Annotated in this window: 22 protein-coding genes and 1 pseudogene; 14 read left to right on the forward strand and 9 right to left on the reverse strand. The window is 64.3% G+C overall.

What is annotated here, in order from left to right:
* Positions 1-8: 8 nt before the first annotated feature.
* The gene (locus tag AC5Y2S_RS18865; protein WP_499957571.1) at positions 9-914 is read right to left on the reverse strand and encodes an alpha/beta hydrolase-fold protein; all 906 of its coding nucleotides are present in this window, start codon (positions 912-914) and stop codon (positions 9-11) included.
* A gap of 289 nt (positions 915-1203) precedes the next feature.
* On the opposite strand from AC5Y2S_RS18865, the pseudogene AC5Y2S_RS18870 reads away from it, so the two are divergent.
* The 4 genes and pseudogenes from AC5Y2S_RS18870 to AC5Y2S_RS18885 all read left to right on the forward strand — a co-directional run.
* Positions 1204-1314 (forward strand): annotated as a pseudogene (locus tag AC5Y2S_RS18870) (CAP domain-containing protein); the annotation flags it as partial.
* 383 nt (positions 1315-1697) lie between these two features.
* Positions 1698-2747, forward strand: a complete 1050-nt coding sequence (locus tag AC5Y2S_RS18875) for an LLM class flavin-dependent oxidoreductase (RefSeq protein ID WP_499957573.1) — start codon at positions 1698-1700, stop codon at positions 2745-2747.
* Between the two features lie 203 nt (positions 2748-2950).
* Complete coding sequence (locus AC5Y2S_RS18880) at positions 2951-3550, forward strand: hypothetical protein (RefSeq protein WP_499957574.1); 600 nt, start codon at positions 2951-2953, stop codon at positions 3548-3550.
* Positions 3551-3555: 5 nt separating this feature from the next.
* Positions 3556-4770 carry an aminoglycoside phosphotransferase family protein gene (locus AC5Y2S_RS18885; RefSeq protein WP_499957575.1) on the forward strand — a complete coding sequence of 405 codons (1215 nt, stop codon included), beginning with the start codon at positions 3556-3558 and terminating at the stop codon, positions 4768-4770.
* 70 nt (positions 4771-4840) lie between these two features.
* On the opposite strand, the gene AC5Y2S_RS18890 is transcribed toward AC5Y2S_RS18885, so the two are convergent.
* The gene (locus AC5Y2S_RS18890) at positions 4841-5590 is read right to left on the reverse strand and encodes an enoyl-CoA hydratase (protein WP_499957576.1); all 750 of its coding nucleotides are present in this window, start codon (positions 5588-5590) and stop codon (positions 4841-4843) included.
* Between the two features lie 206 nt (positions 5591-5796).
* On the opposite strand from AC5Y2S_RS18890, the gene AC5Y2S_RS18895 reads away from it, so the two are divergent.
* The 5 genes from AC5Y2S_RS18895 (at position 5797) to AC5Y2S_RS18915 (ending at position 10840) form a co-directional block, all read left to right on the forward strand.
* Positions 5797-6420 (forward strand): cytochrome c oxidase subunit 3 family protein, encoded by a 624-nt coding sequence (locus AC5Y2S_RS18895; RefSeq protein WP_499957577.1) that lies wholly within the window; start codon positions 5797-5799, stop codon positions 6418-6420.
* Between the two features lie 2 nt (positions 6421-6422).
* A complete protein-coding gene (locus AC5Y2S_RS18900; RefSeq protein WP_499882746.1) occupies positions 6423-6698 on the forward strand; it encodes a cytochrome C oxidase subunit IV family protein in 276 nt (91 codons plus the stop codon).
* Between the two features lie 73 nt (positions 6699-6771).
* Entirely contained in the window at positions 6772-7449 is a 678-nt protein-coding gene (locus AC5Y2S_RS18905; RefSeq protein ID WP_499957578.1) for a TetR/AcrR family transcriptional regulator, read from the forward strand.
* Positions 7450-7745: 296 nt separating this feature from the next.
* Positions 7746-9701 carry a flavin-containing monooxygenase gene (locus tag AC5Y2S_RS18910; RefSeq protein ID WP_499957579.1) on the forward strand — a complete coding sequence of 652 codons (1956 nt, stop codon included), beginning with the start codon at positions 7746-7748 and terminating at the stop codon, positions 9699-9701.
* A 338-nt stretch (positions 9702-10039) separates the two neighbouring features.
* A complete protein-coding gene (locus AC5Y2S_RS18915; RefSeq protein ID WP_499957580.1) occupies positions 10040-10840 on the forward strand; it encodes a hypothetical protein in 801 nt (266 codons plus the stop codon).
* Positions 10841-10855: 15 nt separating this feature from the next.
* Here the strand turns inward: AC5Y2S_RS18915 and AC5Y2S_RS18920 are convergent, their stop codons facing one another.
* From AC5Y2S_RS18920 to AC5Y2S_RS18940, 5 genes are all read right to left on the reverse strand, one after another.
* Positions 10856-11995 (reverse strand): CaiB/BaiF CoA transferase family protein, encoded by a 1140-nt coding sequence (locus AC5Y2S_RS18920; protein WP_499957581.1) that lies wholly within the window; start codon positions 11993-11995, stop codon positions 10856-10858.
* 11 nt (positions 11996-12006) lie between these two features.
* Positions 12007-13578, reverse strand: a complete 1572-nt coding sequence (locus tag AC5Y2S_RS18925; protein ID WP_499957582.1) for an aldehyde dehydrogenase family protein — start codon at positions 13576-13578, stop codon at positions 12007-12009.
* Positions 13579-13580: 2 nt separating this feature from the next.
* Positions 13581-13775 (reverse strand): ferredoxin, encoded by a 195-nt coding sequence (locus AC5Y2S_RS18930; protein WP_499957583.1) that lies wholly within the window; start codon positions 13773-13775, stop codon positions 13581-13583.
* Between the two features lie 16 nt (positions 13776-13791).
* Positions 13792-15030: a cytochrome P450 gene (locus AC5Y2S_RS18935; RefSeq protein ID WP_499957584.1), complete on the reverse strand. Its 1239-nt coding sequence runs from the start codon at positions 15028-15030 to the stop codon at positions 13792-13794.
* 138 nt (positions 15031-15168) lie between these two features.
* Entirely contained in the window at positions 15169-16332 is a 1164-nt protein-coding gene (locus tag AC5Y2S_RS18940) for an acyl-CoA dehydrogenase family protein (protein ID WP_499957585.1), read from the reverse strand.
* A 220-nt stretch (positions 16333-16552) separates the two neighbouring features.
* Here AC5Y2S_RS18940 and AC5Y2S_RS18945 point away from each other — a divergent pair, with 220 nt between their 5' ends.
* Complete coding sequence (locus AC5Y2S_RS18945; protein ID WP_499957586.1) at positions 16553-17680, forward strand: acyl-CoA dehydrogenase family protein; 1128 nt, start codon at positions 16553-16555, stop codon at positions 17678-17680.
* 12 nt (positions 17681-17692) lie between these two features.
* Positions 17693-18262, forward strand: a complete 570-nt coding sequence (locus AC5Y2S_RS18950; protein ID WP_499957587.1) for a TetR/AcrR family transcriptional regulator — start codon at positions 17693-17695, stop codon at positions 18260-18262.
* Here AC5Y2S_RS18950 and AC5Y2S_RS18955 read toward each other — a convergent pair.
* Positions 18252-19055: an alpha/beta fold hydrolase gene (locus tag AC5Y2S_RS18955; RefSeq protein ID WP_499957588.1), complete on the reverse strand. Its 804-nt coding sequence runs from the start codon at positions 19053-19055 to the stop codon at positions 18252-18254. The genes AC5Y2S_RS18950 and AC5Y2S_RS18955 overlap by 11 nt on opposite strands.
* Before the next feature lie 80 nt (positions 19056-19135).
* On the opposite strand from AC5Y2S_RS18955, the gene AC5Y2S_RS18960 reads away from it, so the two are divergent.
* The 3 genes from AC5Y2S_RS18960 (at position 19136) to AC5Y2S_RS18970 (ending at position 20913) form a co-directional block, all read left to right on the forward strand.
* Positions 19136-19933, forward strand: coding sequence for an enoyl-CoA hydratase/isomerase family protein (locus AC5Y2S_RS18960; RefSeq protein ID WP_499957589.1), 798 nt, complete (start codon positions 19136-19138; stop codon positions 19931-19933).
* A gap of 86 nt (positions 19934-20019) precedes the next feature.
* Positions 20020-20394, forward strand: coding sequence for a hypothetical protein (locus tag AC5Y2S_RS18965; protein ID WP_499957590.1), 375 nt, complete (start codon positions 20020-20022; stop codon positions 20392-20394).
* A 120-nt stretch (positions 20395-20514) separates the two neighbouring features.
* On the forward strand, positions 20515-20913 hold the full coding sequence (locus AC5Y2S_RS18970) for a DUF732 domain-containing protein (protein WP_499957591.1): 399 nt from the start codon (positions 20515-20517) through the stop codon (positions 20911-20913).
* A gap of 18 nt (positions 20914-20931) precedes the next feature.
* Here AC5Y2S_RS18970 and AC5Y2S_RS18975 read toward each other — a convergent pair whose 3' ends face one another.
* Positions 20932-21729 carry an SDR family NAD(P)-dependent oxidoreductase gene (locus AC5Y2S_RS18975; protein WP_499957592.1) on the reverse strand — a complete coding sequence of 266 codons (798 nt, stop codon included), beginning with the start codon at positions 21727-21729 and terminating at the stop codon, positions 20932-20934.
* Between the last annotated feature and the right edge of the window lie 108 nt (positions 21730-21837).

Consider the following 21837-nt stretch of genomic DNA (forward strand, 5'->3'; position numbering starts at 1 on the left):
GCCGGAGGCTACCCGATGTTTCCGGCTAGGTCGCTCGACATCGCTGCTAGCTGCTGGCTCCACGTCCCCCAGTCGTTGCCCCCGCCGGCCCCCAAATCGAAGTGGCCGTTGTGGCCGCCGGATCCGCGGTAGCTGGCATAGAAATCCCTGCAGGTGCTCTGCCAGATATCGGGGAAGTCGCCCACGGCGGCACCATCGCTCGGGCTTCCGGCAGCTGGGCTGTACACCCACAGCCGGGTGTTCTGGTCTACCAGGCGCGCGGCGTGGGAATTTGGGGAGTGCCACTTCCACCGGCCAAACTGGGGTGCCCCCCACATGTTCACGGGGTCGGCGCCGCCATTCTTCAGGGCCGCGGTGACCGCTCCGTCGACCCCGGTCCTCTCGGGAGCGAGCACTCCGGACAGCGATCCGGCGTAGCGGAATCGGTCTGGATGAAACGCGGCGAGTGCCACCGCGCCGTAACCGCCTTGGGCGGCGCCGACAACGCCGTGTCCGCCGGGCGCCAATCCCTTGTTGGCGGCCAGCCAATCGGGAAGCTCGCTCGACAAGAACGTGTCCCACTGTTTGCCGCGGTCCTGCTCCCAGTCGGTGTACATGCTGTAGGCGCCGTCGGCCGGCGCGACCACCGAGATGCCCTTACCCGCAAGCGTATTCATTGCGTTGCCCGCCGTGACCCAGTTGCTGACTCCCGGGGCCGCGTTGAACGCGTCGAGCAGGTACACCGCGTGCGGGCCGCCACCCATGAACGACACCGGGATGTCGCGGCCCATCGCTGCCGACGGCACCATGAGGGACTCGACGTTCCCCGCTGCATTGGCCGCACCGGTGCGACCGGCCGTCGTCGTGACGCCCCACACCGCAATGGCGAGCAGAGCAACGCAAAGTATCCGCAGCCGCGTCGACAGACCTCTCACAATCAACCTCGTTCGCGTACTGATGCCGTAATTTTTGGACACACAATGTCAGAACAGTCAACCACTCCACCGGGCGGCGCGGCAAGGTACGCAGCCAGGTCTTTATAACTCGTATTAGAATCGCCCATTGGCGCGGGGACGAGCGCTCGTTCGCCCAGCTCATTACCGAAAACCGGGCTTTCGGCGCGGGACGCCACGTGAACGACCTTTCGCTCTCGACCCGGTTTGCCCTAGACTCCAACAGGGTCGGTGCGGGGGGCGTTGCCGATGTTCGACGGAAGGTGATCGTATGGATCCAAACCCTGACTACGACGCGAGTGACGAGCTGGAATACGGCATCGCGGCGTTCGCCTGGCTCCTCCGGGGCCAATATCCGCCGCCCTACTACGGATCGAACTAGCGACCGTTCGGTATGGGCTGGGTGCGGCGGGTCGGCCGCGGCCCGCGCTAGGTGATACCCAGACCCGAGTTTGACTGGTCGCACCCTTCGGCCAGCACTTGGTGAATCGAGACATCCCACCTCAAATCGCTGAAATGGCGTCGCTGCTTGGGGGCGGTGCGCAGGCGCTCAATCGCAACAGTTCCTCGCTGCCGAGCCGAATGCGTATACGTCAGCTGGGAAACACCGCCCTCCTAAGTAGACGCCTAAGCGCAGTCGCGGATAAAGACGACGGTCGCCCCTGAGAGCAGGCTCGTGCAGATTGCGATCCAATCGGTTATGGTGATCTTGCGAACGATCGTTCGCACCGGTCGTACAACGGTGTCGATCCAAGGAGCGCAACCTTGACGCAATCCACCAAGAGCCGCATCGGAGTGTCGCTGCCGATGCTCAACCAGCCCTACGAGCGGTACGCCGAGTTCGCCGCGCTCGCCGAGGACGCGGGATTCGATTCCGTATGGGACTACGAGTTCTACCGAAATCCGTTCATTACTCACGCCTTGAACGCGCGGGCTACCTCCCGGATCCAGCTGGGCACCGGGATCGCTACCGCGGCACCCCGCACCCCCTACGAGATGGCCAATGCGGCCGCAGACGTCGACGAACTGTCCGGCGGGCGGACCCTGCTAGGTCTCAGCACCGGCGGGGCGGGCTGGATGGAGTGCTTCAACGGAACTGACATCGACCGCCCGCTCACACGGATGCGCGAATACATCCATGTGATACGCCAGATCTGGAGACACTTCGAAACCGACGAACCGTTCGACTTCCGGGGCAAGATCTACCGCGCGTCCAGCCCGCCTCTCAACCCGTGGGGCACCCGCAATCTGGTGCGGCCGGAGATACCGATTTATCTGGCCGGGTTGAAAGAGGGGATGCTGCGACTGGCCGGCGAAGTGGCCGATGGCGTGCTCGGCTTCCTGCCCACGCCCGCCTTCATTCAACAGCACGTCCTTCCGAACGTGGCTGCCGGCGCTGCGAAGGCTGGCCGGGACCCGTCGGAGATCGACGTGACCGCGCTGGTGATCTGCAGCGTGTCGCACGACCGCGACGAAGCGCTGCGGCGCGCTCGCATCAACGTCGGCAACTACGTGGCTTACCCGGTGAGCTCCACGGTAATCGAATTCATGGGACTGCAAGAGGTTCGCGACCACGTGCTGCGGCGGCTCCTCACCGATGGGCCCGCGGCGCTGGCCACCGCCGCATCGGATGAGCTGCTGCGCGCCTTCGCGATCGCGGGCACTCCGGACGAAGCCGCCGAACAGCTCGCCGCCTACGACGGAGTGCTTCCCCACATCGTCTTGCACACACCGTATGTGCCACCGATCGATCAAGCCTCAAGCGACGACGCATTCCGTTCGATGGTGGACACTTTCGCGCGGGCTAACGCGTGAGTCCTGGTGTGGAGGTTGGGATGAATCGAACTGTTCACAAGTTCTGCGCTTGGAGTGGCACGCTGTGTCTCGTTACGATGGCGATCGGGTTCATCTTGATCGCCGGGTTCATTCCCACCCGGTCTCCGAGCGAAAACGCCATTGAGACAGCACAATTCATCCTCGGTCACCGAGACAGGATTCGTTGGGGGATGATCGTGTGCATGTTCTCGGCATCCTTGTTGGTGCCGTTCGCGGTGTCGATGGCAATCCACGTGCGCCGCATCGAAGGGCGATTTCCGGCACTGGCCATGATCGAGTTCGGGCTGGGCACTCTCTTCACCCTCGAATTCATCTACCTGCTCTTCTTCTGGCAGACCGCGACTTTCCGCGTCGATCGCGCGCCCGAACTCGTCCAACTGCTCAACGACATGGCGTGGATACCGTTCGTCGGATTGACGTCCACAGCGGTGCTGCAGATCGCCTGCTTCGGTATCGCCATACTTGCCGACCGGCGTGAGCGCCCCGTCCTCCCGCGCTGGTTGGGCTATTACAACCTTTGGGTCGCGCTGATGTTCACCCCCGGCACGTTCAACGTCTTCTTCCACAACGGCCCGCTGGCGTGGAACGGCATCATCGCCTGGTACCTCCCGCTGGCCGTTTTCGCCACCTGGGCGATCATCAACTCGATCTATCTCTCCAAAGCCGTCGACACCATGGATTCCGACCCGCTGGTGGCAACCGAAGCCGCGCCCACCGGCGGCGACGAGCTTATCCGGCTGCGGGCCGACGTCGACGAGCTACTCGCCCGGGCCACTAGGTAGCTCCCGTGGGTGCTCGCCTGGAACTCGTTGGCCTAACCGGTCGCATCGCATACCAGGTCGCCAAGGAGCGCATCACCAGCCCTCGCCCGGTCACGTTGCGGGAGGTTCCGCCGTCGCCCGAGCATCTAACCAACCGGTGGTTGACGCTGGCGTTGTGCGACGGGATAGCCGGGGCCGAAGTCGTTGACCATGAACTTGGTCCACGCAATGACGGAACATCGTCGCGACGGACGTTGCGCGTCGAGTTCAACGCTGCCGGGCGTGCGGCGGGCCTGACTGAGTGGCTCTTCACGAAGTCCGGACCCGGATTCATGAAACGGATGGTGTCGGCGGCGGCAGGGCTGGGCGTGATCGAGTCGACGTTCTACGCGCAGATCCGCCCGACGTTGGTCATCGAGGCGCCGACCACGCAGTACTCCGCCTTCGACCCCGTCACCAACCGCCAATTGTTGATCGTCGACGACGTATCACGAACCCGCGGAGCGCAATTCGGCAACATCCTTACGCGGCGGCTCGACCGCGAACAGGCCGAGCAGGTGATCGACACGCTGGCGGCGCTGCACATCGCATTTTGGGATGCGCCGCTGCGCAAGCGCTTCGGTCATTGGCTGCTCGACTCGCACGAATGGATGGCCCGACTGAACATCACCATCAACGCGCCGAAAAGGATTTTGGTGGGGTTTGAGCGCGGTCGCGACGTGATACCGCCCCGGCTCTACCGACGTCGGAAAGACGTGCCGGCGATGCTGATGCGCTCCCTAGAGATCAACACCGCGGGCCCGCAGACCCTGCTGCACGGCGACGTGCATCCCGGCAACTGGTATGTGACCGGCGACAACCGGATGGGCCTGTACGACTGGCAGTGTGTCGTGCGCGGGGGATGGGCGCGCGACCTCGCCTATGCGTTGTCGACGCATCTGACGGTCGAGAACCGGCGCGAGTGGGAGCGAGACTTAGTGTCTCGCTATTGCGACCGGCTGGCTGCGGCCGGTCACCGGCCGCCCAGCGCTGAAGAGGCATTTCTGGCTTACCGACAACAGATGCCGCACGCGATGTTCATGTGGCTCGGCACGATCGGGCGCTACTCGTTGCAGCCCGACATGCAGCCGAAGGACATCACGCTCGAGAGCGTGCGCCGAACCTGCCAGGCGGCAGAGGATCTGGACTCGTTAGAGGCGATCGCCGCCCACGAGCGTGGCCGAGTGTCGCTGGGCGGTTGAGGAACCCCGGCGACACGGCCGACCGGCCATCTGCCCAGCAGCGACGCGCCGGTTTGCGCCTCAGTGAGGATCATTTGCGGCGCGCCAGTGCGAGCCGCTCCGCGAACTCCGGCGCCCGGATCGACGTGGCCTGCGGCCCCAATTCGGCGCGAACGGCGAGCGCATGCAATTCGGCGTCGAAATTCCCCGGGCTGCTGGTGGCACGCATGGTGGCCTTCGTCGCGATCACCACCTCTCGCGGTGCCGAGGCCGGACCGGCAGCCAGCTTCAGGGCGGCGGCCACCGGATCGTCGGCGACCTCGAGCGCGAGGCCGTGGCTGACCGCGGCGTCGGCGTCCAAGCGCATCCCGAACAACAGGGCGGCCCGCGCCACCTGCGGTCCGACTGCTCGCTGCAGCATCCACGTCATGCCGCCACCGGGGTGGATGCCGAGCTTTTGGAAGCGCGGGTCGAACATCGCCGCCGGTCCGGCGATCCGCACGTCGCAGGCCAGGGCCAGGTTGAGCCCCGCGCCGACGGCCGGTCCGTTGACGGCGGCCACCGTTGGCAGCGCGCAGTCGGCGACGGCGAGGAAGCCGTCATAGAGGCGGCGTAACCCGTCCTCGGCCGCCGCGCCGAGCGCGCTGAGATCAGCGCCGGCGCAGAATGCCTTGCCGGCACCGGTTACAACGACGGCGTGAACGTTCGGTTCGTTTTGCGCATCGCTGACCGCCCGGCGTAACCCGGCGGAGATCTCGTCGGTGACCGCGTTGCGCCGATCTGGGTCGTTGACGGTGATCAGGGCGACGCCGCCGTCGACCTCGAGCAGGACGTGATCCACTGCAAACCGGCCCTTTCTGGGTAAGGTCGAGCCGCGCGAGGGGAGGGCATCGACGTTCGCGCCTCACGCTACGAGATCGGGTGTTGCGAAATCAATCCGGACGTGAGCGATCGTTCGCCGGAGCGATCGTCGTTGACGGACTAAACGCTTACCCCTACTATTGAGACGAATTATCTCAAAGATAAGACGTTGGCAAAGGGCGGTGGATGACCGACGTTATCGGATCGGCGCGTGCGGCCGACGATGCCGGCCTCAGCGCATCACGCACCTCCGAGCGTCATGTGCCAGGCGAGCCGGGTATTTGGGTGCTGCTGTTCGGCGACATGCTGGTCTTCACCGTGTTGTTCACGGTGTACCTGCATCAGCGCGGTGCTCGACCAGAGCTTTTCGCCGAGTCGCAGGGGGCACTCAATCGAGCGCTGGGCGCGACCAACACGCTCGTGTTGCTCACGAGCTCGATTCTGGTGGTGTTCGCGACACGCGCTTTGCGGCGCCCCGAACTGCGTTACCTCGCCCGGCGTTTGACCCTTGGCGGCGTGCTGGTGGGCGCGTGTTTTGTGGTGATCAAGGCTTACGAGTACCACGAAAAGGTCGCGGCCGGAATCACCCCGAGCACCAACGAATTCTTCATGTACTACTTCGTGCTGACTGGGCTGCATCTGGCGCACGTGGTCATTGGGCTGATCGTCCTGACGGTCCTGTCGACCCTGGCGAGCAAACCGGAACCGACCAAGACGCATATCGCCTTCTTTGAGGGTGGCGCGTGCTTTTGGCACATGGTCGATCTGCTGTGGATCGTGATCTTCCCCCTGATCTTCCTGGTGAGGTGAACATGAGCTCGGTGGTACGGACCAACGCATCGCTGATCTGGTTTCTGTTGTGCGCGCTGACCGTTGTCTCGTGGGCGCTGGGCACCGACCACGGATTCGGCGGGGGACACCATACGCCGGCCAGCCTGGTGATCTTCGCCGTCGCGATCTTCAAGGTTCGCCTGGTCGGCTTGTACTTCATGGAGCTGAAAATGGCCCCGCTCGTGTTGCGCGGCCTTTTCGAGGGTTATTGCCTGGCGTTGTTTGGGCTGCTAACGGCCATGTTCCTGTTCGCCTGATCGGTCGGAGCGATGTCCCGCCACATTGTGCGACATATAGCCTCTAAACTGGGCGCGGAGGTAAGGGAGCCCAGTGCCGAAAAATGAGAACGGCAAGACCAACGGCCGCCCGCGTGGCCGGCCGCGTCTGACAATCGACCGGGATGCGGTCGCCGACGCGGTCGCGGAGTTATTCCACGAGGGCGGCTACGAGGCCGTTTCCATCGTCGACACCGCCGAAAAGCTTGCGGTCTCCCGTGCCACGCTGTATCGCACTGTCCCGACCAAGCAGGACCTGCTCGGCATCCTTTTCGAACGCAGTACACGTGAGATCACGGAGCAAGTCGAGGCGGCGATCCGCGACATCTCCGATCCCGCCGACCGGTTGAAAGCGATGGTCCGGCTGCAGTCGGAGGCGGCGGTGCAAATGCGCAGCTACATGCCCGTCTTCTTTGACGGCGGTGACCTGCCCAGCGATGTCGTCCAGCGCTGGCACAAATGGAGCCGGCAATTCGAGAAGCTGTGGCTCTCGGTGGTCGCCGACAATATGGAGGCCGGCTACATAGAAAAGGGTGATGAGGTCATCACGACGCGACTGATCCTCGGGATGATCCTTTGGGTATCGCGGTGGTACCGGCCCAAGGAAAAGATCACGGCGGAACAGATCGCAGAGGATGCCATCCGGCTCCTGCGGCTGGGCTACGTACCCCCCGAAAGTGGGGAGCGCAAGTCCGGGGCGTCACAGCGACGTCGGCGCAACTCGAGCCGCTAGTACCCGTTGATTGACCCGGCGATTGCCGCGTGCGTGTACGATCGTTCTCGAACATAGGCCGAGGTAGCCCACGGCTAATCGGGCTGCTTAAGGTACTAAGACCAGTCTCGATACCGCAAATTGGCGAACGAACCCTCGCGTAACCGGTTCGGGTGAGATATTGCGTCGGCCGCGGCATCTGCCGTATATTGAGACGCGTCAGTTCAAAAAAGAAATTGGCGACACGATGCCGGGAAGGTTCGTCGTCCGGCGGGGGCGCGGAGTGTCGTCAGTCAAAGGTCGGAGGCGGAACGTTTATGACCACTGCCGCGTCGGCGCCCTGGACGAGGATCCCCAACTGGATTGAGAGCCTTCAGGTAGCGCTCGAGGATGCCAACATCCCGACGTTGCTACTCGTCTTGCAGCATCTCACCGGCGACGCCAAATGGACCCATCCGCCGTACCGGCCGGCGCGCGGAAAGCCATTGGACGACAACGACTCCGGAGGACTCCCGCCGGAAGTCCAGGCTGAGGTACGGGCGGCGGCGCAAGAAGCGATCGTCGGGTTTTACGAAGGCAGGCTCCAACCGGTCACTCCGTCCCCGGACGAGGTGACACGCATGCTCAGCTGCGCGATGGTGGAAGAGGTCCCGGCCGAGTACGGCGAACTCCTCTCGGAGGAAATGGGTTTCATCTCGCGTGACGTCGAGGTGCCCGCGGAGTCAATCCCCGAGAGCTTTCGTGTCGCCATCATCGGAGCCGGCTTGTCCGGGCTCTGCATGGCCATCAAACTCGCTGCCGCCGGCATCAACTTCGTTGTGCTGGAAAAAGATGCTGACATGGGTGGCACCTGGCTGGAGAACGTCTATCCGGGCTGTGGCGTGGATACGCCGGGTCATCTCTATACCTTCTCGTTTGCGCCCAACCCCGACATCACCCGGTACTTCGCCAGGCGAAACGAAGTCGAGGACTACATCCAGCGTGTCGCGACCGAATTCGACGTCAAGCGACACATCAGATTCGGCACCGAGGTGGTGTGCGCGCGCTACGAAACCGCCAACGCGACATGGCAGATCGACGTGAGAGGCGCGAACGGCGACGTGGAGTCGCTAACTGCCAACGTCTTGGTCAGCGCGGTAGGCATGGTGAACCGGCCCTCGATCCCGCCCATCCCCGGGCTGGACGAATTCCCCGGCCCGGTAATGCACACCGCGGAATGGGACAACTCGGTCGACCTGAGCGGCAAGCGCGTCGCAGTGATCGGCACTGGCGCCAGCGCGATGCAGGTGGTGCCGGCGATCGTCGATACCGCCAGTCACGTGAACATCTTTCAGCGATCGAAGCAATGGGCGTTGCCGCATCCGAATTACCATCGCGCGGTCAAGGAATCGGTTCGGTTCTTGATGAAAGAGGTTCCCTTCTACGTTCAGTGGTACCGGCTGCGGTCGTTCTGGAACTTCAGCGACCGGCTGCATTCGGCGCTGCAGATCGATCCGAGCTGGCCCCACCCGGAGCGCGCCGTCAACGAGGCCAACGATCGCCACCGGGTCTTTCTCACCAAGTACATCAAGGAGCAGCTCGGCGATCGGACCGATTTGCTGGACGCCTGCCTGCCGGACTATCCGCCCTACGGTAAGCGGCCGCTGATCGACAATCACTGGTACAAGACGATGTGCCGTGACGATGTCACGCTTTTCACCGAGGCGGTCGATCACGTCAGCGGCCAGAACGTCGTGACGTGCTCGGGCGTCGAGGTGCCTTCCGACGTGATCGTGTTGGCCACCGGGTTCAAGGTTCTCCAGTTCCTCTGGCCGATGGATATCGTCGGCAAATCGGGCAGGACACTGCGCGAGCAGTGGGGCGTCGACGACGCCCGGGCATACCTTGGGGTGACGGTTCCAGACTTTCCGAACTTTTTCATCGTCAACGGCCCGAATACCAATGCCGGTCACGGTGGAAGCGCGATCCACCCCACCGAGTTTCAGGTGCGCTACATCATGCAGGCGATCCGCGATCTGCTCGTCAACGAAACCGCCGCCGTCGAGGTGGATCGTGGCATTTTCGAACGCTACAACGAAGAGCTCGACGAAGCATTGGCGCGCTGTATCTGGTCGCACAAGGGAATGACAACCTATTACCGCAACGGCGCCGGACGCATCGTTGTGACCGGCCCGTGGAAGTACATCGACTACTGGGAACGGATTCATGACTTCAACCCGAGTGACTACCACGAGGTGACGGCATCATCGGAGGCCGCAGAGTTGACCGCCTAGGTGACCCTCCGTCAGCGATGAGGATGAAGATCGATGGCTGCTGACACTGACACCGTGTTCGCAACCGGCGAAGAGGAACGGGCGATTCGCGGATGATCCTGAACTGCGTGGCCGAACATTCTCTCGGGCTGCCCCGCTCTTACTGACGGTTGATCGGCGTTCGCTGTCCGCGGCGGGTTGAACTTCCTTATCTGCCAGCGATTCCTGGCGTGATCCACCGATCGTTCGCCGAGGCCGCTCCTTTTGATACTGCCTCTATCGAAAGTGTCACTACTGTTCTAAGCTAGTAGTACTCATTAAGCGAGTCCGTTCGAGACCTCGAACTGGTCTACGGTCCGGTGCGGGACAAGGAGGATTCGAAGGATATGACGCGGGCACAACTGCGCGGGACCGCGCACTCCGAGCCACCTCATACCGGCTGGCTTGCATCCTTCCGAATCGACCCGTTGTTGATGCGGTTGGCCGTGTGGAGTGGGCTGGTTCTGGTCTTGATGACCGTGATCGGCTTCGGCTGGCTGATGCACATGGTCCCACCGCCATCACCGAGCGACAGCAAGCAGGAGACGTTGAGGTGGGTGAGCGCGCACCAGACGTCGATACTCATTGGCGCGGCGCTGGTCACCTTCTTCTGGTCCTTCTGGGTGACCTGGGCGGCACCGATCATTCTCTACATACGGCGGATGGAGCGCGTACCCCTCCTTACCTTCATGACCCTGGCCAACGTCGGCGGTGGCGCGGCCGTGATCACGACCATCGCCGTGGCGTGGACCGTGATGGCGTTCCGCGCCGAGGATCCGGCCATCGTTCAGGCCTTCAACGACCTTGGTTTCTTTCTGTTCCTCTACACGTGGCCGCCGTTCGGCATTCTGATGGTTATCATCGCCATCGCAATATTTCGCGATGTCAACCCGGAACCGATATTTCCCCGCTGGGTCGCCTACTACAACCTCTACGCCGCGATCGGCATGGCGCCGGCCAGTTTCATGGGCCTGTTCAAGAAGGGGCCGCTTGCCTACAACGGCATCTTGGCATTCTGGGTCGTCGCCGTCGACTTCTTCGTTTGGATGGTGGTCATGTCGGTGGTGATGATGAAACTGATCGCCAAAGACGAGCAGAGGCTGCTGAAGTTGCCCGACTAGCGGGCCGCCGCGCTCTTACTGAGCGCTGGTGTCGGGCGCGACCGCGCTGTCGGCAATCATCCAGTCGTGCAACACATCCAGCGTGTCAGCACCCACCGGCGACGGCGGAGTCGGATGCCGCGGGATGGTTCGGCTGAACCGGGGGGCAGGCGCCGGTTGAGTGACGCCGCCAACTTCGATGAACGTTTCGCGCGCGGCCAGGTGCGGATGAGTGGCCGCCTCGGTCAGTGACAAGACCGGCGCCACGCACGCATCGGTGCCCTCGAACACCGCCACCCAATCGTCGCGGGTCCGGGCGGCAAACGCATGGGAGATCGCGTCGCGCAGTCGCGGCCACTCCGATGGAACATCACGCAGCGCGGCGACATCGTCGGAAAGCCCGAGCAGTCCAGCGAATTCGGCATAGAACTTCGGCTCCAGGGCCCCGACGGCCATCCATTGGCCGTCGGCGGTCACGTAGGTGTCGTACCACGGCACCCCGCCGTCGAGAAAATTGGATCCCCGCCGATCGACCCATTGCCCGGCTGCCATGAGCCCGTGCAACAGCGCGGTGAGCGAGCTCGCACCGTCCACGATCGCCGCGTCGACGACCTGTCCGTGACCCGACCGGCCGGCCTCCCACACCGCGGCGAGCACCCCGATCACGAGAAACGTTGAGCCACCGCCAAAATCGCCCAGCAGATTCACCGGCGGCACGGGCGCCTCGCCGGCCCGGCCGATCGATGCCAGCGCCCCGGTAAGGGCGATGTAGCCGATGTCGTGGCCGGCGGTCGACGCCAACGGACCCGACTGCCCCCAGCCGGTCATTCGTCCGTAGACCAGTCGTGGGTTGACGTTCCAGCAGTCGGCTGGGCCCAACCCGAGGCGTTCTGTCACACCCGGGCGGAAGCCCTCGAGCAGCACGTCGGCTTTCGCGGCCATCGACAACACGGTGCGTACGCCGTCGGGATCGCGCAGATCCACCACGATCGATCGGCGGTTGCGGCGCAACACATCCTTCTCCGGGGGCACCCCGCTGGCGGCGGGCCCGGGGCGCTCGACGCGAACGACGTCGGCGCCCAGGTCGGCGAGCAGCATGGCCGCGTACGGCCCCGGGCCGATGCCGGCGAGTTCAATGACCTTGAGCCCGTCCAGCGGGCCCCGGGAATCCACCATCCGCGTTTGGCCTAGCGAGCCTTGGGGCCCAGGCCCAGCCGACGCCGCCAGTCGTGCATTTCGAGCAGTCGAAGCACCGCGCCGGAGATCCGGGCCTTGCGCGGCGAGTACGGGTACCAATGCGTCTCGGTGGGCAGGTTGAGCTTCTCGCTGACCACAGCCTGTGCGCGGCAGTACTTTCGGATGCCGTCGGGTCCGCCCATGCGGTGGCCGAGGCCGGATTCCTTCCAGCCGCCCATCGGCAGCGGGAACTGGAACACGTGCATCATCGCGTTGTTGATGTTGACCCCGCCGGCCTCGATCCTCCTGCCGACCCGCTCGCCGCGCTCCTTGCTCGCCGTCCAGACGCTGGCGCCCAGACCGTAGGCGCTGTCGTTGGCCAGAGCGATGGCTTCGTCCTCGCTCGAAACCTTCATGATCGGGAGCAACGGCCCGAACGTTTCCTCGCGCATGCACGCCATCGTGTGGTCGACATCCACCAGCACCGTCGGCGGGTAGAACAGCCCACGCTCGGCTCGCTTTCCGCCGGTCAGGACTCGTGCGCCGCGGGCCACCGCGTCGTTGACATGCCGCTCGACGATCGCCATCTGGGCTTCGTTTGCCAGCGCCCCGATGTCGGTGGAAAAGCTGCCGGGTGCATCGTGGCCCTGGCGGAGCTTGTTGACCTCGTCGACGAGACGCGACGTGAACTCGTCGTAGACCGAATCCTCGACGTAGATCCGTTCCACGGCGACACACGACTGGCCCGAGTTGAACAGCCCGGCCCAGATGGCCCCGCGGACGGTCCGCTGCAGCGGCGCATCGGACAGCACGATCATCGCGTCTTTGCCGCCCAGTTCGAGGCTGACCGGGATCAGCCGCTCCGCGCATTGGATGCCGATCTTGCGGCCGGTCTTGGTGGATCCGGTGAACTGCACCATGTCGACGACGTCCACGACGGCCTTGCCGGTTTCACCCCGGCCGGTCACGCAACCCAGCACGGGTGGCGCGCCGATTTCCTCATTCCAGCCACGCACGACCTCGGCCCAACCCAGCGGCGTCTCCTCGGACGGCTTGGTGAGCACGGCCGCGCCGGCCATCAACGCCTGGGGCACGTCGAGCATCGGCATTCCCAGCGGGTAGTTCCACGGTGTGATGACGCCGACGAGTCCGTAAGGGCGGTAACGGATTTTGAGGTTCTTGGCCGCCGATGCCGGTCCGTGCGGGCGGCGGGTCTCGTCGGCCAGGAACTCTGCGCCGTGTTTGGTGTAGTAATTGATGACTTCCATGCAGACCAGCAGCTCGATCTGCGCATCCCCCCAGGACTTCCCGGCCTCACGATGCACCAGGCCCAGGATGCGGTCCTGGTTGTCGACGATCCAGTCCAGCCACCGCCGCAGATGAACCGCACGGCCTTCCGGACCCAGCGCCTCCCACGCGGGCTGGGCCGACCGCAACTCGGAGGCGATCTGTGATACCTGGTCGGCCGGCATGTCCGCAACCACCCCGACCAGCGACCCGTCGGCCGGGTTGCGCACCTCGACGACCGGGGCGCCGGGCGCGCCCGCGTCCTTGCTTACCGTGGTTTCTTCGGCGGTAGTCATATTCAGTCCTCGATGCGAATCGCGCTGACCGGACACATCATTGCGGCTTCCTCAACCGCCGACCGAAGCCCCTCACCGGGTTGGTCATTCAGCAGGGTCACACTGTCTTTGTCGTCTTCGATCGCGAACACGTCGGGTGCGGCCATCACGCATTCCCCGTGCAGCTCGCACCGGCCGGCGTCGACGATGACTTTCATTGCGCGCCAATCCCTCTCAGGCGGGGGTGATGGTGACGGGCAGTTGGTATACCCCCCGCGAATAGGCGTCGCGCACGTAGTCGATGTCGCCGGCGGGGGTGATGTCCTTGGTCCGTTGCAGCAGTTCTTCGAGCAGGATTTTCATCTCCAGTCCCGCGACGTGCTTGCCGAGGCACTGGTGCGGGCCGCGGCCGAAGCTGACGTGGGGATTTTTCTCGCGGGCCAGGTCGAACGCGTTGGGGTTGTCGATCGCGCGCTCGTCAAAATTGCCCGCGGCGAACAGCATCAGCACGACGTCGCCCTCTTTGATCTGCTGGCCGTGCAACTCGTGATCAGCGGTGGCGGTGCGCACTAGATGCGTGAACGGCGTGGCGATGCGCACGATTTCCTGGATCGCGGTGTTGGGGATGTCGTGGGCGTGCTCGCGCAGCCAGGCCATCTGCTCCGGGTTGCGCATCAGCTCGTGCATGCCGTGGGACAGCGAGGTCCGCGTGCTCTCGGCGGCGCCGGAGGCCAGCAACGCCACGTTCCCCATCAGCTCGTCCTCCGAAATGACGTCCGCGCCGGCCTGGACCAGCTGGGTGATGACGTCCTCGCCGGGCTCGCGGCGCTTGAGCTCGCCCAGCTCCACGGCATAACCGAGCAGGTCGAAGATGGCCTGCATGACGTACTCGAACGAGGGCGTGATGCGGGTGTCAAACGGTGCGGCGAAGGTGTCCACCCAGGCGAAAAACTTCTCCCGGTCACCGTTGGGGACACCCAGCACATCCCCGAGGGCCTCCATCGGCATCGCGTGGCCGATGTCGGTGACGAAGTTGAAGGTGCCCTTCTCCAGCGCCGCGTCGACGATGTTGACGGCGTACTCGCGGAATTTTTCCTCGAGCTTCTTGACCATGCCCGGGGTGAAGGCCTTGCTCATCACCCCCCGCTGGGTGCGGTGCTTGGCCCCGTCCATCGTCAGCATCGCCGGCTTGCCGCCCACCTTCGGGTCGAGCGGGGTCACCTTCCACATGTTCACGCCCCCGCGATCGGCGGCGTAGAGCTCGGAATTACGGTCCACGGTCCAGATGTCGGCGTTGCGGCTCACGATCCAGGCCCGGTCGATCAGCATCGGGTCATTGAACTCATGCAGGTAGCAGGGTGCCTCGTCGCGCAGGTACGCGTACTGCTCCAACGGCAGACCGAACGTCGTGGGGTCACCGTCGGCGTATGTGTCGGCGTCCAGAACGCGAATGTCGGGCTTGGCCGTGGTCATCTACTGGCTCCTAACCGGGAGGTGACGGAGGGGCTTGAGACCCACGGACCGGACCACCCCCGTAAGAATTATGAGTTGAGCAGTCTCAATTGTGGTTGTTCGGTGCGCAAAGTGTCAAGCGTCATACCCAGATCTTCCTCAGCGGGCTGGGCGCAGGCCCAGGGTAGCGGAGATGATGTCGCGCTGGATCTCGTTGGTTCCGGCGTAAATCGTGGGAGCGATGCTGAGTCGCAAGTGTCGCTCCATATCGAACTCGGTGCTGTAGCCGTAGCCGCCCATCATCTGGACGCCTTCCAACGCAACCTTTTTCGCCGTTTCGGTTACCTTCACCTTGGACATCGACGTCGCGCGCACCCACTCCTCGGGTGCGCCGACCTGATGCTCGATGTGGTGCACGGTCGCATACGTGAGCGCCCGTGCGGCCTCGATCTCGATGGCCAGGTCGGCGATGCGGTGCCGGAGCGCCTGAAACGACCCGATGGGCGCGCCGAACTGCTCGCGCTCGGTGACGTAGGCCAGCAGGTCGTCGAAGGTGCGCTGCGCCATGCCCAGGCCTTGCGCCGCGCAGACCAGCCGCTCGCCGTTCAGGCCGGCCATTATCTGTTTCCACGCGTTGCCCTCCGTGCCCACCACCCCCGACTCCGGGACGAAGACATCGGTGAAGAACAGGTCATTGACCTCGCTGCCGCCCATCGTCGAGATCGGGCGGATCTGCAGCCCTTCCGCGTCGGTGGGGACCTCCAGCAGCGTCAGGCCGTCGTGGGGCCGCACACCGCGCGAGGTGCGCACGACCACCAGGATCGCGGCCGCGAATTGTGCGTCGGAGCACCACGTTTTCTGCCCCCGCACGCGCCAGCCACCGTCGACCTTCTCGGCCTTGCAGCTGGCCGCCGACGCATCCGAGCCGGCGCCGGGTTCGGAAATGCTGATCGACATCACCTTGCCAGAGCAGATCGCGCCCAGCGCGGTCTGCTTCTGCTGCTCGGTGGCAAACCTCTTGTAGATGCCCGCGACGGTGTGGGAGCTACCCGCTCCGTGGACCGGCGCGAGGCCCTGCCACAGTTGCTCGAAAAGGATGACCTGCTCGGTGAGCCCGCCGCCGCTGCCGCCGTACTCCTCGGGAATGGATACTCCGAGGTAGCCGACGTCGGCCAGCTTCTGATACAGGCCGGCATGGTGTTGCTCGGCGCCGTTGTCGGTCAACGCGTCGCGCTGTTCGCGGGTGCCGCATTCCTTGCGACAGAATTCCCGGACGGCACGGGCGAACTCACGTTGTTCGTCAGTAAGTCCCACCGCGTCCATCTCAGCTCCTTAGCAGAACGATCGCTCGCGGTGTGAAGATCAGAGGCCAGCGTTTGTTCCAAAGATTATGAGTCAACTAGTCTCAATAGTAGACATGAGGCTTTGGCCTGGTCAACACTGCCGGCTGCTGGGGACTGACCGCCTGCCGTCGGTTGCGAGCAAGCACGCCAACGGGGATAACGATCGTTGACGATGCCTCTGAGGTATACGAAGGAGCGTTATGACCCGCTCGGTTTTCACCGAGGAGCAAGAGCAGTTCCGCGGCGCAGTGCGCAAGTTCCTCAACGACCACGTGGCGCCGGAATATCCAGCCTGGCTGGCAGACGGAAAGCCGTCGCGGCGGTTCTGGCGAGAAGCGGCCGGCGTCGGCATTCTGGGGATCGGGGTGCCCGAACAGTTCGGCGGCATGCCCGGTTCGGATTACCGACACAGTGCCGTCGTGACCGAAGAGATCCAGGCGCTGGGCCTGGCCATCGGCGGTTTGCGCGTGCAGACCGATATCTGTCTGCCCTACCTGCTGCACCATGGATCGCCCGAACAGTGCGCCGCCTGGCTGCCGCGAATGACTTCCGGTGATGTCGTTGTCGCGCTGGGGCTGTCCGAGCCGGGCGCCGGTTCGGACCTCAAGGCCATGTCGACGCGAGCCCGCAAGTGCGGAGACCACTACGTGGTCGACGGCGCGAAGACCTTCATCTCCAACGGTGCAGCCGCCGATTTGGTGATCCTGGCAGTCAAGACCGACCCGGACGCCGGTCGGCGTGGCATCAGCCTGCTGCTGGTGGACACCTCGACGCCCGGCTTCGCGCGGGGCCGAAAGCTGGACAAGCTGGGCCTTCGTGCGCAGGACCTGGCCGAGATCTCGTTCACCGACATGAGGGTCCCCGTCGAGAATCTCCTTGGCAAGGAGAACGAGGGGTTCACCTACCTGACGTCGAACCTCGCGCAGGAACGCTTGTCGATCGCGGTCAATTCGCAAGCGGCGGCCGCGGCGGCCCTTTCCTGGGCGGTTGAGGATCATCAACGCGCCGGCAATGCGGGCCAGGAGGTGAAGTTCACGCTGGCGCAGTGCGCGGCCGAGGTGGCGGCCGGTCAGTCGCTCATCGACCAGGCGTTATCGCGCCACGTCGAGGGGCGGCTCAGCGGCAGCGACGCGGCGATCGCGAAGCTGTACTGCACCGAGCTGCAGGGTCGGGTCGTGAACCGCTGCCTGGCGCTGTCGCAGCCGTCGACCGCCCTGCGCGGCGACTCCCGCTTGGGCAACGCCTATCTCGATGGCCGGGTGAGCCGCATCTATGGAGGCTCCAGCGAAATCATGAAGGTAATCATCGGCCAGAGCCTCGGCCTGTGAGACGCTGCTACGGTGACGCGCGACGAAAAGATCCTGGCCGCCGCCGAGAGGCTCTTCTTCGAGCGCAGTTTCGACGGTGTCGGCGTCGATGAGATCGGCAAAGTCGCCGGCACCACCGGGTCTGCGATCTATCGTCACTTTCCGAGTAAGGACGCGATTTTGGCGGCCCTGTTCGACAAGACCCTCGACACGATTCTGGTGCGCCTAGGCGAGCCGGACGACGATCCCATGGCCGAGCTCAACAAACTCGTGCGCGCGTTTGTGGGCCTGGCCAACAGCCATGAGCGTTTGGTGTCGATCTGGCTGCGCGAGCAGCGCTCACTGGCGGAGCGCTATCGCCGGGAACACGATCGCCGGCAACGCCGTATCAACCAACGGTGGACGGATTGCCTGGGACGGTGTTATCCGGACCGCTCGACCGACGAGATCATCACCGCCACACGGGGTGTCCAATTGTTGTTGCTGTCCGAGGCGTTGCGCCCGCCGGGCGGGCGGCGTGCCAAGCAGGCCGAGGAACTCCTGGCCCAGATGGCACTGGCATCTCTTCGCGCCCTGGAGCCGGAGCCCGCCGCTAAGCGCTGACGAATTTAAGCAGCGCGGATTCGAACGCATCCGGTGCCTCGAGCATCGGATAGTGTCCACAATCGGGCACTTCAATAAGGGTGGCGTCGGACAATTGCTGCTGCAGCCAGCGGGCCCCCTTGGCCGAGTGCACCGGGTCGATGGCACCGATGATCTGCAGCACCGGCAGGGTGACTCGCGGGATGTCGGCGAGGAGATCGGTCGTCAGCAGCGACCGATAGCACGCGACCGCGGCCCACGACGGCATCCGAAGGGAGCAGCGGACCAGCCAATCGACCGTTCGCGGATCCGGCTCGTGACCGAACGCCGACGCGATCGTGCGGTACCGTGCCCCCACCCGGTTGGCGTGCTCGTCAGCCACCATGGCCTCGAGCATCGGCCCGGGCGGCCCGCCGAACGGAAATCCTTCGCTGCGGCTCGCGCGAACACCGTTTGACCCGACCAGCACCAGCCCGGTGACCAATTCGGGTGCCGCCGCGGCGGCGCGAAAGGCTACTTGCCCGCCGAAGGAGTGGCCGACCACCGTCGCGCCCCCAATTTCGAGCCGACCGAGCACCGTGAGCAGGTCGGCTGCGAGGTGCTCGACGTCGTAGCCGCGCAGTGGGCTATCGGAGAACCCGTGGCCGCGTTGGTCCACGCACAGCACGCGAAGTCCGCGCTCGGTGAGGACCCGAACTTGGCGATCCCACAGCTCGTGGTCGAGGCCGAAGCCCGAAATCAGCGCCACGACGGGGCCGTCGCCGAGATCTTGCACGTGGATCCGCACGCCACCATCGACTTCGATAAGTGCCACTTCTGATCTCACCCTCGATCATGTAGATTGACGCCTAGATTTATGAGTCTATAAGTCTTAATAATAACGGGGGAGGCCTCATGAGCACCAGCCTTGAAGCACTGTCCGTGGGCCCCGTCGGCGAGGGCGTCTGCGAGATATCGTTGGACCGCCCAAAACTGTTGAATCGCTTCGATAATCAGTTGCAAATTGAACTGGCTTCGGTGCTGGAAGAGGTCGCCAAAGACGACGGCGTCCGCGTGATCGTGCTGGGTTCCACCGGAAGCGCGTTCTCCGCCGGTGGCGACTTCGCCTTGATGCGGGCCGCCCACGACGACGCCGATGCGCGACGCGACACCGTCGACGCCGGCGCGAGGCTGCTGCGCTCTTTCCTTGATCTGCCCCAGCCCATCATTGCGGCGGTGCAGGGCCCCGCAATTGGGCTGGGCGCAACGGTGGCGCTGATGTGCGATGTTGTGGTTGCGGCGCGGACCGCGAAACTCGCCGATACCCACGTAAAGGTGGGGCTCGTGGCGGGCGACGGCGGCTGCCTGGTCTGGCCGCAGGCGGCCGGCATGCTTCGGGCGCGACGCCACCTGCTCACCGGCGATTCAATCGACGCGGCCGCCGCCTATCAGCTCGGCATGGTCACTGACATCGTCGACGAGCCGGGCGATGTGTTGCCGTGCGCCCGCGAAATCGCAAAACGCATCGCGGCTCTGGCGCCGCTGGCCGTCCAGGGCACGAAGCGTGCGCTGAACCGTGTGACGTCGCTTCGTGGCGACGAAGTGGTCGAGCTGGCTTTCGAACTCGAAGAACACACCCTAACCAGCGACGACCTGTTGGAGGGCATCGCCGCATTCAAAGAAGGCCGCGCGGCCAACTTCGTCGGTCGGTGATGGACTCATGACACGTTGTGGCACAACCCCTTACCGCACTATCGGTGGCGGGTAAACCGGGTCAGGACCAACGTTTAGGAGGGGGAATGGTGCCGTGGATCGCAGTGACCGTGGTCGGATTGGGCGTTCTGGGCGTCGGGTTTGTGTCCATGCCGCCGGCGCATGCCGACGATCCTCCCTTCCACGTCCTGAGTTCCCAAGATCTCTGCAACCTGGTTTGGCCGGGCTCTCAAGCGATGCCGGATCCCGCTAAACCCGTCGGCACCATCTGCGCGCGGCAGGGAGGGGTCCTTTCCCGCCTGTCCAATATGATGCCCACCCTATTCGCGGACACGCGCGTTCTCGAACCAGGCAAGGTGCCTGAGCTGCCAATGGGCTCACTGCGCCTCAATCCGAGCGATGCGCTGAGCGATTGGATCATTCCCGACTGTCATGTTCCGGGCCGCGTCGACTGCCAGTAACACGACGGTGGACGTAAACGAGCGTTATGTGCAGGGCGGGCAGGCCCATCCTCCGGGGTTGACAATCCGCCGGGAATTTGTTGATCTCATCTTCCGGAATGACTGCAAAGGACGTAAGCCATGAAGCGTCGCATGTCACTGGCCACCGTAATCGTCGGCGTCGTTGCGGTCGGCGCAGCCTTGGGGGCCGTGGCCCCTCGGGCGCACGCCAAACCCGCGCCCGAGGTGGAATACATGTACGACGTGTCGGTGCGGCGGCACTACAACTTTCCGAACAATGACGCGATCGGCTATGGCTACGGGATCTGCGGCAAGGTCACCGGGGGAGAGGGCTACCCCCAAATCATGGGCGATGTGAAAAACGACGTGACACCCAACGACGAGTTCGCGGCGAATTATCTGGTCTCGTACGCCGTCGACATCTTGTGCCCCGCCCAGATCTGGCAGCTGCGCAACTCGGCGCAGGGGTATCGCCCACCGCCCGGTCAGGAGTACTTCGGTAGTCCCGGCGCCGAATGAGCAGCCGGACGACGTTGTCTACGGAATCGTGTAGCCGCCGCTGACCGAGATGAGCTGCCCGGTCACCTGCCGAGCCGCCGTCGGTGAACAGAACCACGCTGTGGCCCGGCCGATGTCCTCGGCGGTGGTCAGGCGGCGCAGCGGGGTGCCCTTGATCATGTAGTCGATCTGATCCGGGTTGAATACGTTGTCCTGGCCAGCAGACCAAAGGCTCGATTCTCCGACCGCCTCGGGGCCCTCGGGGATCACCAGGCCGGGGCAGATGATGTTGGACCTGATCCCGTGGCGGCCGTGCTCGCGCGCGACGGTGCGGGCCAGGGCCACCACCGCGGCCTTCGACGCGCCATAGATGCCTTGACGGATCTGCCCGAACGCGGCGTCGCTGGCGATGAACGCGATCGCCCCGCCCCCGGCCTCTTTCATCGGACCGATCGCCGCCTGGGTCGCAGCGACAGCGCTGAAAAGGTTGATTTCGATGGTGCGCTGCCATTTGTCACGATCTGTGTCGGTCGCGATGAACCCGGGCACGCTCCACCCGGCGTTGTTCACCAGGACATCGATGCCGCCCCAACTTTCCACGGCGGCACCAATCGCGGACTCGGCTCCACCGGGAACCGTCAAATCATCGATCGCGAGTTCGACGTCGGCCGCGCCCCTGGCCTGCGCCTCACCCCGCACGCGCTCCGCCTGCGGTTTGTCGATATCGCTGATCACGATTCGGGAGCCCTCCGCGGCGAACACGTGAACGATGCCGCGCCCGATGTTGGATGCGCCTCCAGTCACCACCACCCGGGCGCCTGCCAATCCAAGGTCCATCCTCTGCTCCTCGTCCGGGCGGCTGTTGTGACCGCTGTAATGTTAGTTTAACGTGGATTAGAAACCATGATTCCATGGTTTCGGTAGGGAAAGGTAGTTCATGGCCGT

The sequence above is a fragment of the Mycobacterium sp. NGS69 genome (assembly GCF_059812165.1).

Excerpts from the sequence above, each read along its gene's own strand:
- AC5Y2S_RS18975 (WP_499957592.1), bottom strand. The coding sequence starts at position 21,729 with ATGGACCTTGGATTGGCAGGCGCCCGGGTGGTGGTGACTGGAGGCGCA.
- AC5Y2S_RS18910 (WP_499957579.1), top strand. The coding sequence starts at position 7,746 with ATGACCACTGCCGCGTCGGCGCCCTGGACGAGGATCCCCAACTGGATT.
- AC5Y2S_RS18935 (WP_499957584.1), bottom strand. The coding sequence starts at position 15,030 with ATGACCACGGCCAAGCCCGACATTCGCGTTCTGGACGCCGACACATAC.
- AC5Y2S_RS18945 (WP_499957586.1), top strand. The coding sequence starts at position 16,553 with ATGACCCGCTCGGTTTTCACCGAGGAGCAAGAGCAGTTCCGCGGCGCA.
- AC5Y2S_RS18920 (WP_499957581.1), bottom strand. The coding sequence starts at position 11,995 with ATGGTGGATTCCCGGGGCCCGCTGGACGGGCTCAAGGTCATTGAACTC.
- AC5Y2S_RS18960 (WP_499957589.1), top strand. The coding sequence starts at position 19,136 with ATGAGCACCAGCCTTGAAGCACTGTCCGTGGGCCCCGTCGGCGAGGGC.
- AC5Y2S_RS18930 (WP_499957583.1), bottom strand. The coding sequence starts at position 13,775 with ATGAAAGTCATCGTCGACGCCGGCCGGTGCGAGCTGCACGGGGAATGC.
- AC5Y2S_RS18970 (WP_499957591.1), top strand. The coding sequence starts at position 20,515 with ATGAAGCGTCGCATGTCACTGGCCACCGTAATCGTCGGCGTCGTTGCG.
- AC5Y2S_RS18900 (WP_499882746.1), top strand. The coding sequence starts at position 6,423 with ATGAGCTCGGTGGTACGGACCAACGCATCGCTGATCTGGTTTCTGTTG.
- AC5Y2S_RS18895 (WP_499957577.1), top strand. The coding sequence starts at position 5,797 with ATGACCGACGTTATCGGATCGGCGCGTGCGGCCGACGATGCCGGCCTC.
- AC5Y2S_RS18880 (WP_499957574.1), top strand. The coding sequence starts at position 2,951 with ATGTTCTCGGCATCCTTGTTGGTGCCGTTCGCGGTGTCGATGGCAATC.
- AC5Y2S_RS18925 (WP_499957582.1), bottom strand. The coding sequence starts at position 13,578 with ATGACTACCGCCGAAGAAACCACGGTAAGCAAGGACGCGGGCGCGCCC.
- AC5Y2S_RS18965 (WP_499957590.1), top strand. The coding sequence starts at position 20,020 with ATGGTGCCGTGGATCGCAGTGACCGTGGTCGGATTGGGCGTTCTGGGC.
- AC5Y2S_RS18940 (WP_499957585.1), bottom strand. The coding sequence starts at position 16,332 with ATGGACGCGGTGGGACTTACTGACGAACAACGTGAGTTCGCCCGTGCC.